The 15262-nt window shown below is 62.8% G+C and carries 9 protein-coding genes; 5 read left to right on the top strand and 4 right to left on the bottom strand.

The window, feature by feature from the left end:
- Nucleotides 1–23 precede the first annotated feature (23 nt).
- Together DMP08_RS07600 and htpG are read left to right on the top strand one after the other, a co-directional pair.
- A complete protein-coding gene (locus DMP08_RS07600; protein ID WP_123192330.1) occupies nt 24–4325 on the top strand; it encodes an EAL domain-containing protein in 4302 nt (1433 codons plus the stop codon).
- Between the two features lie 194 nt (nt 4326–4519).
- Entirely contained in the window at nt 4520–6460 is a 1941-nt protein-coding gene (gene htpG, locus DMP08_RS07595; RefSeq protein WP_123192361.1) for a molecular chaperone HtpG, read from the top strand.
- 135 nt (nt 6461–6595) lie between these two features.
- Here the strand turns inward: htpG and DMP08_RS07590 are convergent, their stop codons facing one another.
- Nucleotides 6596–8503 carry a bifunctional metallophosphatase/5'-nucleotidase gene (locus tag DMP08_RS07590; RefSeq protein ID WP_123192329.1) on the bottom strand — a complete coding sequence of 636 codons (1908 nt, stop codon included), beginning with the start codon at nt 8501–8503 and terminating at the stop codon, nt 6596–6598.
- 106 nt (nt 8504–8609) lie between these two features.
- Here DMP08_RS07590 and DMP08_RS07585 point away from each other — a divergent pair, with 106 nt between their 5' ends.
- Nucleotides 8610–9116, top strand: a complete 507-nt coding sequence (locus DMP08_RS07585) for a nitroreductase family protein (protein ID WP_123192328.1) — start codon at nt 8610–8612, stop codon at nt 9114–9116.
- A 130-nt stretch (nt 9117–9246) separates the two neighbouring features.
- On the opposite strand, the gene DMP08_RS07580 is transcribed toward DMP08_RS07585, so the two are convergent.
- The 3 genes from DMP08_RS07580 to DMP08_RS07570 all read right to left on the bottom strand — a co-directional run bounded on the left by DMP08_RS07580 (nt 9247) and on the right by DMP08_RS07570 (nt 11948).
- On the bottom strand, nt 9247–9768 hold the full coding sequence (locus tag DMP08_RS07580) for a gamma carbonic anhydrase family protein (RefSeq protein ID WP_123192327.1): 522 nt from the start codon (nt 9766–9768) through the stop codon (nt 9247–9249).
- Between the two features lie 77 nt (nt 9769–9845).
- Nucleotides 9846–10808 carry an aminopeptidase gene (locus tag DMP08_RS07575; RefSeq protein WP_123192360.1) on the bottom strand — a complete coding sequence of 321 codons (963 nt, stop codon included), beginning with the start codon at nt 10806–10808 and terminating at the stop codon, nt 9846–9848.
- Nucleotides 10809–10982: 174 nt separating this feature from the next.
- Nucleotides 10983–11948, bottom strand: a complete 966-nt coding sequence (locus tag DMP08_RS07570) for a DUF1177 domain-containing protein (RefSeq protein WP_123192326.1) — start codon at nt 11946–11948, stop codon at nt 10983–10985.
- Nucleotides 11949–12529: 581 nt separating this feature from the next.
- Here DMP08_RS07570 and DMP08_RS07565 point away from each other — a divergent pair.
- Together DMP08_RS07565 and DMP08_RS07560 are read left to right on the top strand one after the other, a co-directional pair.
- Nucleotides 12530–13648 (top strand): DUF917 domain-containing protein, encoded by a 1119-nt coding sequence (locus tag DMP08_RS07565; RefSeq protein ID WP_123192325.1) that lies wholly within the window; start codon nt 12530–12532, stop codon nt 13646–13648.
- Nucleotides 13648–15228, top strand: a complete 1581-nt coding sequence (locus DMP08_RS07560) for a hydantoinase/oxoprolinase N-terminal domain-containing protein (protein WP_123192324.1) — start codon at nt 13648–13650, stop codon at nt 15226–15228. The genes DMP08_RS07565 and DMP08_RS07560 overlap by 1 nt, the downstream gene beginning before the upstream one ends.
- Nucleotides 15229–15262: the final 34 nt, after the last annotated feature.

Below are 15262 nucleotides of genomic sequence, written 5' to 3'. Positions count from 1 at the left end.
TTCCAGACAAAGGTGGTACGTGCATGGGGGCAGCATTCGGCGAGGTCGAAACCGGCGCCTACGTGGTGGATGGCGACTATCGCATCGTGTACTTCAACAAAAGGGCGGAATCGTCGTTCCCCGGACTGCGCTTGGGCATGTGCTGCTACCACGCTCTTCGCGGGGAGCCGTCCCCTTGCTCCGATTGCCCGCTGCTCCTTGACCACGCCAGCAAGGGTCTCGTGTACAACGAGATGCTGCCAAGCTGGACGGAAGTGGAAGTGAGCGACATCGAATGGCCGGAGTCCGGCTCCTGCCATATCCTGCTGATCCGCGAAGTCGACCAGCCGGATTTGAGCGTGCCCGATTCGCAGCCGGTTGACGCTCTGACGGGCGTTTACACCCGCGCGGCGTTCTTCTCGGCGGCGCTCGACAAGGTCGAGACCCATCCTGATTCGCTGTTTTGCCTTATGGCGATCGATATCGAGCATTTCAAGCTGTTCAACGAATGGCACGGGGAAGAAGCGGGCGACCTGCTTTTGCGTGAGATAGGATCGGCGATCGCAAGGGCCTCTGCGGTCCAAGGAGGGGTGGCGGGGTATTTTCGCGGCGACGATTTCTGCGTGCTCCTTCCTTATTCGGCGGGGGTGGTTGAAGAGCTGCAAGGGCGCATTTCGCGCATCACGCAGCAGCATGGCCGGGGCATGGGCTTTTTGCCCGCGTTCGGCTTGTTCCTTGCCGACGATCGGTCGCTTCCCATCAGCACCATGTACGACCGCGCGTTGCTGGCCTTAGCGTCGGTCAAGGGAAACTACGCCCAGCGCTCTCGCTGGTACGATGCCGGCATGTTGCGGGAGATCGAGGACGACCATTCGCTGCTGCTCGAAGTGCAGCGCGCCTTGGATCAAGGGGAGATCACGTTCTACGCGCAGCCGAAGTGCAGCATCTTTACGGGCAAGATCGTGGGCCTTGAGGCGCTGGTCCGCTGGGACCATCCCGACCGAGGTATCATCCCTCCCGACCAGTTCATCCCCATGCTTGAGCGCAACGGCTTGATCACCAGGCTTGATCTGCATATTTGGGACGAGGTGTTTCGTTCCCTTCGCGCGTGGATGGAAAGCGGGCATGCTCCGGTTCCCATTTCCGTCAACGTATCCCGCCGCGACCTGTACGCTTTGGACGTGCTCGACGAATTCGAAAGGCTCATCCAGAAGTACGGCATAGACCCGCATTTGCTTGCGGTGGAGATCACGGAAAGCGCCTATGTTGAAGACTGCGACCTGATCGCGGGAATCGTGGACGGCTTCCATGCCTTGGGGCTTTCGGTTCACATGGACGATTTCGGAAGCGGGTACTCGTCGCTCAACATGCTGAAGGACGTCAACGTGGACGTCTTGAAGCTGGATATGAAGCTGCTCGAGACCTTGGACGCGAACGACCGCAAAAGCCGCGGCATCCTGGAATCCATCATAGGCATGGCGAATCTGCTGGACATGCGCGTGATCGCGGAAGGCGTCGAGACCGAGACCCAGCGCCTGCTCCTTGCCAAGATGGGGTGCTTGTACGGCCAGGGGTATTATTTCCACCGGCCCATGCCGAAGGCGGAGTTCGAGCCTTTGATCGCCGATAGGTCGAACGTGGATTTCCGCGGCATTCGGGCGAACTCGCTTGAGCGGCTGCGCATTCGCGGCCTCATAGAGAACAGGACCCTGAGCGATGCCATGCTCGACGACATTCTGGGCGCGCTGGTGCTGTACGACCTGCACGAAGGAGAGATCGAGCTTCTGAGCGCGAACGAGCAGTACTGCCAGTTGACCGGCGTCAATCCCGTCGATCTGCATGAGCGGCGGGGGAAGTTCGCCCGGCAGGCATACGAATCGGATTGGGATCAGACCCTGGCCACGTTCAACCGCGCGAAAGAAAGCGCGCCCAACGGCGCCGCCGTGGTGGTGCGGCGCATGAGGGACGATGGCGTTACCGTTCATCTGCACCTGCGCCTGCTGTTCTTGCGCGAGCACGACGGCCACGGACTGTACCTGGGAATGCTCAGGGACGTGACCCGCGAGCAGGATCAAGCCCGCCAATTGGAATCCTCTTTGCGGGCGCTGTCCGCCATCGAGGGCCCCTCGGCATCCGATCTGTCGCTCATGAGCCTGGCCGAAGAGAACCGGCGCACCGCTTTGTCCATATTCGCCCAGATGTCGCCGGGCGGCCTGATCGGGGGGTATTGCGAACCGGGCTTTCCGTTGTACTTCGCAAACGCCGCCATGGTGGAGCTTTTGGGCTACGATTCGTATGAGGATATGGCCCACGCCATCGACTGGAGCGTGGGCAACACCATACATCCGGACGACATCGATTCCACTATGGCCGACATCGGCGGCGAGTACTACGTGGGCCTTGAATACACCACCACGTATCGCACGGCGAAAAAGGACGGCACATGGTTTTGGACGTTGGACAAGGGAAAGGTGGTCGAAGCCGAAGACGGCCGGCTGGCCATTGTGAGCGCTTGCACGGACATCACCGAGGTGATGGCGGTGCAGCAGCAGCTTGCCGAGCGCAACAGGCTTTTGATCAGCAAGAACAACGAGCTCACGTTCCTGAACGAGGACATGCCCGGAGGATACCATCGGTGCCTGGACGCCCCCCGATGCGACTTCCTGTACGTGAGCGACCGTTTCCTTGAGATGTTCGGGTACGCCCGCAAGGAAATCAGGGAGCTGTTCGACGACAAGTACATGAACATGATCCACCCCGACGATCAGGAGCGCGTGCTGCAAGGCGTCGCCTTGCTCAAAGAGGGGGACGCAAGGCCGTTTCCCCTGGAGTACCGCATGCGGGCCAAAGACGGATATCGTTGGGTGGTCGACCAGAGCAGGTTCCTGGAATACGAAGGCACTTCGTTTTTGCAGGGCGTGGTGGTCGATGTGACGGAAACCGTGGAGCTGCGCAACACGATGCGCATGCTGATCGAGCACGTTCCCAACGACATCGTGCTGTTCACCTGGTCCGATCGCGAGCACGTTCGCGTGCATGTCATCGCGTACGGCGCCGCCAAGAAGTACGGCCTTTCGCGCGAGGCCTGCGAGAAGGTTATCCTCGACCATCTGTACGCGCGTCGCAAGGCGGACGGAAGCCGCTTGGTGGACGACATCGTGAACAAGGTCGAGAACGGCGAAAGCGTGGCGGTGGTGGACGCCGCCCAATTCCCCGGGTGGGACGATGTTTGGATGCACATTGAAGCTTGCGGGGTGGATATCGTGCCGGATCTTCATACGGCCTTGTGCTTGTGCACCGATGTGTCCGTCATCAAGAACCAGGAGCAAGAGCTTTGGCTTGCGCAGCGAAAGCTCGAGGGCATTCTGCGCCAGGCCGGCGTGAAGGGCTGGGATTGGGATATACGCAATCGCAGGCTGGCTCTTTCATGCAGCAGCGTGACCGACCGGGTTTTCAGCGAGGTCGGTCGCATAGAGGGGGACCGGCTGGTCTTCGACGACTTCGATCCCGAGGACATTCGGTTCCGGTTCGTTCTCCATGAGCATCGGGAAAGCTTCTTGACGTTCTTCCAGGACGTTCGGGCGGCTTCGGACCACGAGTGGTCTTCCTGCGTGGTGCCGTTCCGGTTCGAGGACGGGTCGATCACGTGGGTGGAGACAACGTGCGAAACCGTGCGCGACGAACAAGGGGAGCCGGTGCGCGCCGTTGGATACTACCTGGACGTGACCGACCGCATGAACGAGACGCTGAGAAGCGAGGCGAATTTCGAGGCGTTGCGGGAGCTGCGCGAGCAGAGCGGCCAATTGGCGAAGCTGGCGGAAACCGATGCGCTCACCGGATTGTACAACCGCCAAGCCGCCATCCCGAAGATCGAGGAGCGGCTGCGGGTTCTGCGCGAAGAGGCGCCCGAGGGCGAGGCTTGCGCGCTGATCATGCTCGACCTTGACTCGTTCAAGCAGGTCAACGATGTGTTTGGGCACGCGTACGGCGACGAGGTCATCGTGCGCATGGCAGAGGCGCTGAAAGGGTCGCTTCCCCAGGGCATCGTGTGCCGCATGGGCGGCGACGAGTTCCTGGTTTGGTGCGAAAACGTGGACGTTGCGACGCTCGAGAACATGCTCGGCCAGGCCTTGCAGGCCATGGAGGTGAGCCGTGCGGCGGACGAGCGCACGTTCCTGTTCTCGGCGTCGGCGGGGTACGTGCTGGTGCCCCGGGACGGGTTCGAATTCGACGATCTGTACCAGAAGGCCGACGCGGCGCTGTTCACGGCGAAGATGAACGGCAAAAGGTCGTGCGCAAGGTACGTTCCGGGCATGAAGAGCGTCCGCTGCGAACTTGCCGAATAGGTTTTGCCGCCTGGGCGACCGGCAACTGCGGAGTTATTGCGCGGTGCGCTTGACATCTTCGAAGGTCGGTCTACAATCCTGTTTTAGCACTCGAAGGCTGAGACTGCTAACCCCCTCGCGCCAGGCGCGAGGGCTGGTTGGCGGCTTGGCCCTTTGCATGACAGACGACGAAACGAAAGGGAGCGATGCCGACCATGCGCAAGTTCAAGACAGAGAGCAAAAAGCTGCTCGACCTCATGATTAACTCCATTTACACGAACCGCGAGATCTTCTTGCGCGAGCTTATCTCAAACGCTTCGGACGCAGTGGACAAGCTGTATTTCAAAAGCCTGACCGACAAGGACATCCAGCTGGGCAAGGACGAGCTGCTTATCCAGGTGTCGTTCGACAAGGACGCGCGCACCATCACCGTCAGCGACAGCGGCCTTGGCATGACGAAGGACGACCTCGACCTCAACCTGGGCACCATCGCCCATTCCGACAGCATGGCCTTCAAGGCCGACAACGCCGAGGTGCAGGGCGAGGACGTGGACATCATCGGCCAGTTCGGCGTGGGCTTCTACTCCGCGTTCATGGTGGCCAAGAGCGTACGCGTGGTTTCGAAGGCGTACGGCAGCGACGAGGCGTGGGCGTGGGAAAGCGACGGCGTGGAGGGCTACAGCATTTCCGAGGCCCAGCGCGACGGGCACGGCACGGACGTCGTCCTGACGCTCAAGGATAACACCGACGACGACAACTACGACACGTTCTTGTCCGAATACGGCCTGAAGAGCCTGATCAAGCGTTACAGCAACTACGTGCGCTACCCGGTGCAGATGGAGGTTTCCAAGACGCGCGAAAAGCCGAAGCCTGAGGACGCGGGCGACGACTACACGCCCGAGTACGAGGATTACACCGAGGTCGAGACCATCAACTCGATGATCCCCATCTGGAAGCGCCGCGCCTCCGAAGTCACCGACGAGGAGTACAACGAGTTCTACAAGACCGACTTCCATGACTTCTCCGACCCTGCGCGCACGTTCAGCATCCATGCCGAGGGCGCGCTCAGCTACGACGCGCTGCTGTTCGTTCCGGGCCGCGCTCCGTACGACTTGTACAGCAAGGACTTCAAGAAGGGCCTGGCCCTGTACAGCTCCAACGTGCTCATCATGGAGAAGTGCGAGGAGCTGCTGCCCGACCACTACAACTTCGTGCGCGGCGTGGTGGACAGCCAGGACCTGACGCTCAACATCTCCCGCGAGACGCTGCAGCACAACAGCCAGCTGCGCGCCATTGCCAAGAAGATCGAGAAGAAGATCACCTCCGAACTCAAGAAGATGCGCGACAACGACCGCGAGACGTACGAGAAGTTCTTCGAGGATTTCGGCCGCGGTTTGGAGTTCGGCATTTACACCAGCTACGGCATGCTGAAGGACGAACTGGCCGAACTGCTGCTGTTCTATTCCGCCAAGCAGCAGAAGCTGGTCACGCTTGACGAGTACTTGGAAGCCGCTCCGGCTGACCAGAAGGCCATCTACTACGCGGCTGGCGAGAGCATCGAGCGCTTGGGCAAGATGCCCATCGTGAAGACGGTGCTGGAAAAGGGCTACGACGTGCTGCTGTGCACGCGCGACGTGGACGAGTTCTGCTTCCAGGCCATGATGACGTACGGCGCTCCGGCGGCCGAGGGCCAGGAGGCGCCCGAGCCGCTTGAGCTCAAGAACGTGGCGTCGGGCGATTTGGATCTGGCTTCCGAGGAAGAGAAGAAGGAGGCCGAGGAAACCGCCAAGGAAAACGAGGCCCTGTTCGCCGCCATGAAGGACGCGCTGGGAGACGCGGTGACGAAGGTGGGCGTGTCGTCGCGTTTGAGCGATGCTCCGGCGTGCATCACGGCAGCAGGCCCGGTGTCGCTTGAGATGGAGCGCATCATGGCCCAGATGCCCGACGGCGCCGAAGGCCCGAAGTCCGAACGCGTGCTGGAGATCAACGCGAAGCATCCCGTGTTCGAGGTGCTGAAGGAGGCCCAGGCGGGCGGCGATGCCGACAAGGTGAAGCTGTACGCCGATATCCTGTACAACCAGGCGCTCATCGTGGAGGGCATGCCCATCGACGATCCTGTTGCCTACGCGAACGCGGTCACCAAGCTGATGGCATAGCTCGCATGTTGAAATCGCCCCGCCAACCGGCGGGGCGATTCGCACGGAGTGAGACGAAGGGACGGGGTCAATGACTCATTTTCGGCCGCAGGCCAGAAAATGAGTCATTGACCCCGTCCCTTCGTCTCATCTGCCTCACTGCCTGCTTCGCGCGCTCACGGCGACGGCGCCTGCTGCAACGGCCGTTGCAGCTGCTACAATGACCACGGCTTCGGTGGAATCGCCAGTGCGTGCAAGCGGCTTGGGGTCGGGTTTGACCGTCGGGGCCGGCGCCGGTTCGGGCTGGGGCTCGGGTTCTGGTTCTGGTTTGGGCACGGGATCGGGGCCGTTTTTGATCGCGATGCGGCCTTGCCCGCCCTCGTGGGCGTACTCGCTGCCGATGACGCCTTTCAAGTCGTACTTCAGGTACTCGATCAACGCGGCGTTGTCCACGTCAAGCAGCACGGGATCGTCTGCCTTGAACATGGTCATGCCGTCGCCGCCCTCCATGATCATGTAGGTGTGCGATACCATCTTGTACGTTCTTTCCGCATCGAGCGGTCGTCCGTCCACCCGCACGTCTCGCACGCGGTATTCTCCGGCCACGCGCACGAAGCTCCCCTTGTCGTCGATCTCGATGGACGAGGGAACGTCGGTGCGCACGGTGTAGGTTACGCCAGACGTCTGCATGAATCCGCCGTTTCCTTCGGGCAGCTTGCTCGCACCCATTTCGAGCGCGTCCAGAATGTTTTGCCCCTTTGTTTCTATGTAGCAGAGCTGGTTGCTGTAGGGCTGCACGTCGATAACGTTTCCATACGTGATCGTTCCCGGTTCGATGTTCGCGCGGATGCCGCCGCCGTTGATGAGCGCGACCTCGGCCATTATGCCGCCGTGCCAGGCAAGGGCCAGGTATGCGTCTGCCACGAAATCGCCCAGGTTCGTCTCGCGCTGACGAACGGCCCAGGTGTAGTTGTCGCTTTCGGTTGCGATAAGCCGTACGTCCGAATAGCCCACCTTCTGCCCAGTTATCGCCTCGATCTGGGCTTTCTTGTTGTTGACGACCGTCGCCGTCGCCGTATCGATGCCGTCCCATGTCGTTACCAGCTCGCCTTCGCAGGCGCCTGCGCTTGCTGCAATCCTGTTGGCGGCGGGATCGATGATGATCCGCCCGATGCTTTCAAGCTGGGTTCCCGTTTGCGTGACCAGCACCGGAACGCCGTCCTTGTTGCTCAGCGTGTCCACGTACTCCTCGTGAGAGTGCCCGTCGATCACCACGTCGATGCCGGAGGTGTTCGCTACCACGCTGCTACTGCTCCAGCGCGAGGTTACGCCGGAGCGCCCCAGGTGTCCTATGGCAACCACGTAGTCTGCGCCCTCGTCTCGTGCTTTGTCGACGGCGTCCTGCACGGCTGCGTACAGCTTGGAACCCGAGTCGTCTTCGCAAAACCCGTAGATGTACGCGCCGCTTTGGTTCTGGAAATGTGCTGGAGAAGATTTCGTCAGCGATTCGGGCGTGCAGATGCCCACGAACGCCACGCGCTTCTGCCCGGCGGACGTTTCGTACGTGCGCATGGCGTACGGGTCGAACATGAGGTTGCCGGTGCGCAGGTCGGTGAAGTTGCAGGATAGGTACTGGATCGGCCCGGCCTGCGGGTTCGATGCGTCCTTTGCCCGGGAAACCAGCACGTTGAACTGGTCCATGCCGTAATCGAATTCGTGATTTCCAGGAATTGCCAGGTCGTAGCGGCATTGTTTCATGATGTCGATCAGGTACTCGCCTTTCGAGAGCGTGCCCATGGCCTTGCCCTGCACGGCGTCGCCCGCATCCACCAGCGTGACGTTGCCGCTTCCGTAGATCGAGCGCGCATGCTCCACGTAATCGGCCAGTTTCGCGTAGCCCAGATTCTCGTCCACGGCGCAATGCACGTCGTTCGTGTGCACGATGACGATGGGGCCGGGCGCCGCTTCGGCTTCTTCGGCAAGCGCGTGTCCGGGAATCCCCAGCGTTGCAAAGGCGACGGCGGATAGAGCGCAGAACGATCGACGGGTCATTGGATAGGCCATGGTGCCCCCTGTTCATGTGAAGCGCGTGTTCTCCAAAACGCTGCGAGTAAGTATACTGCGGGTATGAAGCAGAAGCGATCAGCGATTCCTGGAAAGGGAGGCTCTTATGGTCGAAGCGATTTACAAGCGAGCGAGCGTTCGCGCATTTGCGGATGAAGCGGTGACCGACGATCAGGTGCGCGCGGCTCTGCGTGCTGCCATGGCCGCTCCCTCGGGCGGAAACCAGCAGCCTTGGGAGTTCTTCGTGGTGAGAGACGCCGAACGGCGTTCTCGGTTGTCGCAGGTCACGAAGTATGCAAAGCCGGCCGATGCGGCGCCGTGCGTCATTGTCGCCTGCATGCGCACCGAAGGCTTGCGCTTCCCCAGCCTGGCCGTGCAGGACATGGGCGCTGCGGTTGAGAATTTGCTGCTTGCTGTGGCTGACATGGATCTAGGAGCGGTATGGATGGGTATTGCGCCTGATGAGGAGCCCATGAAGGCCGTTGCGGATATCGTGGGCGCACCGGAGGGCATTCAGCCGTTTGCCCTTGTTGCGCTGGGGCGTCCCGCGGCACCGCCCGCAGCGAAGGGGGCCGACCGGTACGAGGAGTCTCGCGTTCACTGGTTGAACTAGCGCTGCCGCACGGCGCTGCGGTCGGTTGAAATACTGAGGGGGGGCGAGAGCGGAGGGCCGGCCTTCCGCTCTCGCCCCCCTCGTCCCTTGTCCCATTCGGCTGCGCGTCGCCGAACGGGACCGCGGCGGTTTATTCCACCATGCGCGAGCGCGCGTATTCCTGTGCATCTGCGATGTACGCCTCTTGCGAGTGGGCTACGTTGCGCGCCACCGCTTCGGCATCGAGCGTGCGCACCACTTTGCCGGGAACGCCCACTACCAAAGAGCACGGCGGGATAACCTGGCGTTCTTTCACAAGCGCGCCCGCAGCAATCATCGATCCTGCCCCGATAACGGCGCCGTTCAGCACCGTTGCGTGCATGCCCACGGTCACGTCGTTTTCGATGACGGCGCCGTGAACCACGGCATTGTGTCCCACTGAAACGCGTTCTCCCAGCACGATGGGGCAGCCGTGGTCGCTGTGCAGCGTGGCGTTGTCCTGCACGTTGCTGTTCTTCCCGATGCGGATAGGGGCAGCCTCGCCGCGAATCGCCGCGCCGAACCACACCGAGCTTCCTTCGCCGAGCGTCACGTCTCCGCAGATCGCGGCGTTCGGCGCGATGTAGGCGGCTTGGCTTACGTCGGGGATCATCCCCTTGAACTCAACGAGCATGTGCAATTCCTTTCGCCAGATGGGTCTCCGGTTTGCGGCATTGTCCCCGAAAGTTGGCTGAGTCGGCATCGCAAGAATCAGATGATTTCGCAGAATTCGCCGTCGCGTATGACGCACTCGTCATCCAGGTAGAGGGTCGGGCGCAGCACGATGCCGTCGTAATGGCAGTCGGCCTTGGTCACGCCGCCGAACGATGCGTTCGTGCCGAATGCGACGTGCACGGTGCCGTACAGCTTTTCGTCCTCCAAAATGATGCCGCAAAGTTTGGCGCGCTCGTTCGTGCCAATGCCCAGTTCGGCGATGGTTCCGTTCTCCGGGCGCGCGAACAGGATGCTCAGTTGCTCGGCGTAGGCGCCGTTCGCGTCGCCGCCTTCCGCCTGCACCAGCCGTCCGTTCTCCAGGGTCGCCACCAGCGGCTCGGCCAGCGTGCCGATGCCCACCATCGACCCGTCGATCACCACGCTGCCGTTCGCGCCGCCTTCGAGCGGTGCGATGTACGCCTCGCCGGACGGGAAATTGCCGCTTGCGCCCGGCGCGCGGTACACGCCCGGGCTGGCTACGCCGTCGCGCCCGGTCAGGTCCATGGTCAGAACGTGCCCGTCCTTCTCGATGCGCGCCGTTTTCGCGTAGGTCAACCGTTCGGTCAGCGCCATCGTCCGCCGTTCCACTTCGGCGTAGTCGGCGCATGCGGCTCCGTCGCGCAGCATGTCCAAGGTGACGCCGGGCATGGTCACCACACGCGTTCCCGCGGCGGCGGCTTCGATGCGCGCGGTGGTATGGGTGATCGACTTCGCGGTGGGGCACAGCGCCACGTCCGCCGCTTTCATTGCCGCGGCTACGGCAGCGGGCGGCTCTTCACCGGTCACGCGTCCTTCGGGCATGACCATGAGCAGCGCGCGGCGGCCGAGGGCGCGGGCGGCGTCGTAGAACAGCTGTCCCACCTCGCGCGTGGGGTCGTCGGTTGCCACCAGCAGCGTTTCGTCCTCGCCTAGCGCAAGGTTCGTTGAAAGTATCGTTTGCGCGCGTTCTTGCAGGTTCATAAGCAGCCTTTCGAGTTGATGCGTCTCTGTTCGTTCGCATCTTCGCCCGAAACGTACGTTTTCAGGCGGAAAAGCGTACGTTTCGGGCGAAGATGCTTGCAAGCGGCGATGCCCGCGAAGCGACTTTGCTCGAAGCATCGTCGTTCGCGGGCATCCGTTTCAGCTGCAGCGAGTTTAGGCCTGTGGATCCACGGCGGGCAGAGAGCCCATGCCTTGCAGGTGCGCCATCGACCCGTAACGCTCTACGAATCGGGCGTACTCGTCGGCGTCGTAGAAAGAGCACTTGCCCGCGCCGAAGGCCTTGGCCGCTTCGATCATGAACGAGCCCGCTTCGTCCAGGTCGGTCAGGTGCGTGGCCCCGGTCGCACAACCGGGTACCGCCGTTTCGGTGGTGATGGCCACGCCTACCACGGGCGCGTCGGTTGCCGTGCAAGGTTGAAGGATGGAGTTCAGGTGGTACAGGCCGTTTCCGTACGGCGTGATGTCCGCCATGGTCAGCGGGAACGTGCGCGCGCGACGGCCGGTTGCTATCTCAACAAGCGACACCAGGTCTTCGCTCACGCGAAGGATGCAGCCTTGCTTGACGGTGGGGGAGATCATGAAGCCGCGTTCGTTCATGATGCGGTTGCCCTTCGTGGTGTCCACCACCAGCACGGCGTCGAGCGCGTCGGCGCCGCCCACTTCTTCACGGTTGACGTCGGCGGTTGCCACGGGCGAGCCCATAAACGCCACGGGTTCGTGCGGGAACGTGGGAGCATGCGGGCATACGTGGGTGGAGATGAACACGTCGCCGGGCAGCACGTCGCCGCGCGCATGCATGGACAGCAGCTTCGCCGCGCAGGCCAGCGCCGTCAATGCGCCGTCGCCGTCCGAGACGAAGCCGATGCGTTCGGGGCGCGCGCCCAGCCCGCCCAGACGCCCCAGCAGCCCGATGGTGGGGGCGTCGCCGCCAGCCGTTCGGCCGCGGGAACCCGGGATGCGCACGCGCACCATGTCGGTAGCGCCCTTGGGGCCTTCCAGCACGTAGGTTTCCGCATCGCAAGCGGGATCGATGCCGCGCAGGTAGTCCACGGCGACCTGCCCGCTTGCGGCGGGCGAGTCCAAAAGATCGTACAGTTCGATCAGGTGCTTCAGGATCATGGTGGCTCCTTGTTCGTTCGGTTTTGCAAACTGTGGTGTATACCGATTGGCGCTGGTTGCGCGCCAATCGGTATTGTTTCCTGCGGTCGCCGTCCGGCGCGGTTGTCGCCGGTCCCTGCTAGGTCTGGTTGTTGGCGTGTGAACACGATGCCGTACGGCAGCCGATAAGCCTTCGATTCCCTTTGATCTGGCGGTATCGCGCTTGCGGGCTGCGGCAAGAACGGTGCGCTCGAAATCACATGCAGCAAGTATGGAAGCAATGCGGGCAACTTGCAAGGAGCCGATCGAAAACGGAAGCAAAAATCGATGCGATGCAGCCTTGCCGGATGGCGGGGGCGGGAGGGGCGCCCGCGCCGCGTCGTCACCCCGCCTGCCCGCGCGCCCGCGCAAGGCGCAGATCAAGCCGGCGAATCTGGCGAGCATCGACGTCTGCCGCCTGCCCGCGCGCCCGCGCAAGGCGCAGAAACGCGGCTTGTTTGAGCACTTTGCAGGTTCGGCGCCTTTGTTGTCGGCCTGCTCTATTACAATTCGAATGACAGATTTGCTGTGTCGATGGCGCGCGAAGAAAGGGCTCATGCACCATGAGGAGAAAAATCGGCATCAAAGAGATCGAGGACATGGCGCTTGGCGCAACCGTCCTTGGCGCTGGCGGGGGCGGCGACCCCTATGTTGGCAAGCTGATGGCCATCGAGGCCATCAAGAAATACGGCGAAGTCGAGCTTATCTCGCCTGACGAGGTTCCTGACGATGCCGTGGTGTGCGTGTCCCAGATGATGGGCGCGCCCACTATCATGGTGGAGAAGATCTGCAGCGGCGCCGAGCCGATGGCCACGTACGACGAACTGGTGAAGGAACTGGGTCAGGAACCGTATGCCATCTACGCCGTCGAAGCGGGCGGCGTGAACTCGACCATCCCGTTCATCCTGGGCGCGACGCGCCAGATTCCCGTGGTGGACTGCGACCTCATGGGCCGCGCGTTCCCCGAACTGCAAATGACCACGCTGGGCATCAACGGCGTGAAGGGCCAGCCGGCGGTGCTCGCCGACGAGAAGGGCAACACCGTCACGGTGCGCGGCATCGACGATCGCTGGCTCGAGCGCATCGCGCGCCAGGCCACGTCGGTCATGGGCGGCTACACCATCTTGGCCTCGTACCCGTGCACGGGCAAGCAGCTCAAGGACTTCTGCATTCCCGACACCCCCACGCTGTGCGAGGAAATCGGCCGCACCATGCGCGAGGCGCGCGACCAGCACGCCGATCCCATCGACGCCGTGCTGCGCGTGACCAAGGGCTTCCGCCTGTTCCGCGGCAAAGTGGTGGACGTGGAGCGCAAGACCGACGGCATGTTCGTGCGCGGGCGCGCCATCGTGGACGGCCTGGACGAGGACAAGGGTAGCCAGCTGATCATCGAGTTCCAGAACGAGAACCTCATCGCGTTGCGCGACGGCCAGCCGGTCACCACGTCGCCCGACCTCATCATGTCGCTGGACATGGAGTCCGGCGCGCCCGTCACCACGGAGGGCCTCAAGTACGGCGCTCGCGTGGTCGTGGTGGGCATGCCGTGCGCTCCGCAATGGCGCACGCCCGAGGGCTTGGCCGTGGTTGGCCCGCGCGCGTTCGGCTACGACATCGACTACGTGCCGCTTGAGGAGCGCGTGGCCGCGGCTCAGGCGACGAAAACCCAGGAGGTGCAGGCATAATGGCACATCAGTTGCGCACGTGGCGCTTGGGCATCGACGTTGGCGGTACGAATACCGACGCGGTCATCATCGACGGCGACCTGAAGCTGGTCGCCGCCACCAAAAGCCCCACCACTGAAGACGTCATGAGCGGCATCGTTGCGGCCATGCACGAAGTGATCTCGCAGATCGGCCTGGAGGCCGCCCAGAACATCGGCTTCGCCATGCTGGGCACCACGCATTGCACGAACGCCATCGTGGAGCGCAAGCGCCTCAACAAGGTGGCGGCTTTGCGCGTGGGCGCGCCGGCCACCACGGCCATCAGCTGCATGGCCGACTGGCCCGACGAGCTGAAGAGCGCCATGCGCGTACGCGATTTCTTGGTGCATGGCGGAAACGAGTTCGACGGCCGCGAGATCAGCCCCCTCAGCGAGGACGAGATTCGCGAGGTCGCGCGCGTCGTTCGCGAAGAGGGCTTCGAGTCCGTTGCCGTGACCAGCGTGTTCTCTCCCGTTTCCGACGCGCATGAGAAGCGCGCTGCAGCGGTGCTGCGCGAAGAGCTGGGCGAGGACTTCCCTGTTACGCTGTCTTCCGAAATCGGGTCGCTCGGCTTCTTGGAGCGCGAGAACGCATCCATCTTGAACGCCGCGCTCTACGACGTGGCGCGCACGACGGCCGATAGCTTCGAGGCCGCGCTGGCTTCCGAGGGCTTGGCCGACGTGGCGGTGTACCTGGGGCAGAACGACGGCACGCTCATGTCGGTGGACTACGCCAAGCGCTATCCCATCTTCACCATCGCCTGCGGTCCCACGAACTCCATCCGCGGCGCGTCCTTCCTGACGCAGGAGAAGGATGCTGTGGTGGTGGACATTGGCGGCACCACCACCGATGTGGGCGTGCTGGCGCACGGCTTCCCGCGCGAGAGCATGGTGGCTGTGGAGATCGGCGACGTGCGCACGAACTTCCGCATGCCCGACTTGGTGTCCGTGGGTCTGGGCGGCGGCTCGCTGGTGCGACAGGCGGACGACGGTCGCGTGACCGTGGGCCCCGACAGCGTGGGCTACAAGGTGACGCGCGAGGCGCTGTGCTTCGGCGGTCAGACGCTGACCGCTACCGACATCGTGGTGGCCAAGGGGCTGGCCGATGGCGTGGGCGACCCTGCGAAGGTGGCGCACCTGGACGCTGCGCTGGTGGATGCGGCGTACGCCGAGATCAAGCGCATCATCGAAGACGCCGTGGATGCCATGAAGACCTCGGCCGGCGACGTGACCGTCATCCTGGTAGGCGGCGGCTCCATTCTTTCGCCTGAGGAGCTTGAGGGCGCGGGTCAGGTGCTGCGTCCGCAGAACTTCGGCGTGGCGAATGCCGTGGGCTCGGCCATTGCGCAGGTGTCCGGCCAGATAGCCAAGGTGTTCTCGCTGTCCGAGACGCCGCGCGACCAAGCGCTTGCCGAGTCGAAGCAGCGCGCATGCGACGAGGCTATCGAAGCGGGCGCCAATCCCGACACCGTGGAAGTGGTCGACGTGGAGGACATCCCCATGGCGTACCTGGGCGATGCGCTGTGCATCCGCGTGAAAGCCGTCGGCGATTTGATGCTGTAGGCTTTTCTATGTATCGAAGGAGGCTTCGCCGCCT

It is taken from the genome of Paraeggerthella hongkongensis (assembly GCF_003726035.1).
Classification (GTDB): Bacteria; Actinomycetota; Coriobacteriia; order Coriobacteriales; family Eggerthellaceae; genus Paraeggerthella; species Paraeggerthella hongkongensis.
This window is presented reverse-complemented; position numbering and strand designations above follow the sequence as displayed.

Coding starts and splice junctions, on each gene's coding strand:
- DMP08_RS07600 (WP_123192330.1), top strand. CDS start 24: ATGGGGGCAGCATTCGGCGAGGTCGAAACCGGCGCCTACGTGGTGGAT.
- htpG (WP_123192361.1), top strand. CDS start 4,520: ATGCGCAAGTTCAAGACAGAGAGCAAAAAGCTGCTCGACCTCATGATT.
- DMP08_RS07590 (WP_123192329.1), bottom strand. CDS start 8,503: ATGGCCTATCCAATGACCCGTCGATCGTTCTGCGCTCTATCCGCCGTC.
- DMP08_RS07585 (WP_123192328.1), top strand. CDS start 8,610: ATGGTCGAAGCGATTTACAAGCGAGCGAGCGTTCGCGCATTTGCGGAT.
- DMP08_RS07580 (WP_123192327.1), bottom strand. CDS start 9,768: ATGCTCGTTGAGTTCAAGGGGATGATCCCCGACGTAAGCCAAGCCGCC.
- DMP08_RS07575 (WP_123192360.1), bottom strand. CDS start 10,808: ATGAACCTGCAAGAACGCGCGCAAACGATACTTTCAACGAACCTTGCG.
- DMP08_RS07570 (WP_123192326.1), bottom strand. CDS start 11,948: ATGATCCTGAAGCACCTGATCGAACTGTACGATCTTTTGGACTCGCCC.
- DMP08_RS07565 (WP_123192325.1), top strand. CDS start 12,530: ATGAGGAGAAAAATCGGCATCAAAGAGATCGAGGACATGGCGCTTGGC.
- DMP08_RS07560 (WP_123192324.1), top strand. CDS start 13,648: ATGGCACATCAGTTGCGCACGTGGCGCTTGGGCATCGACGTTGGCGGT.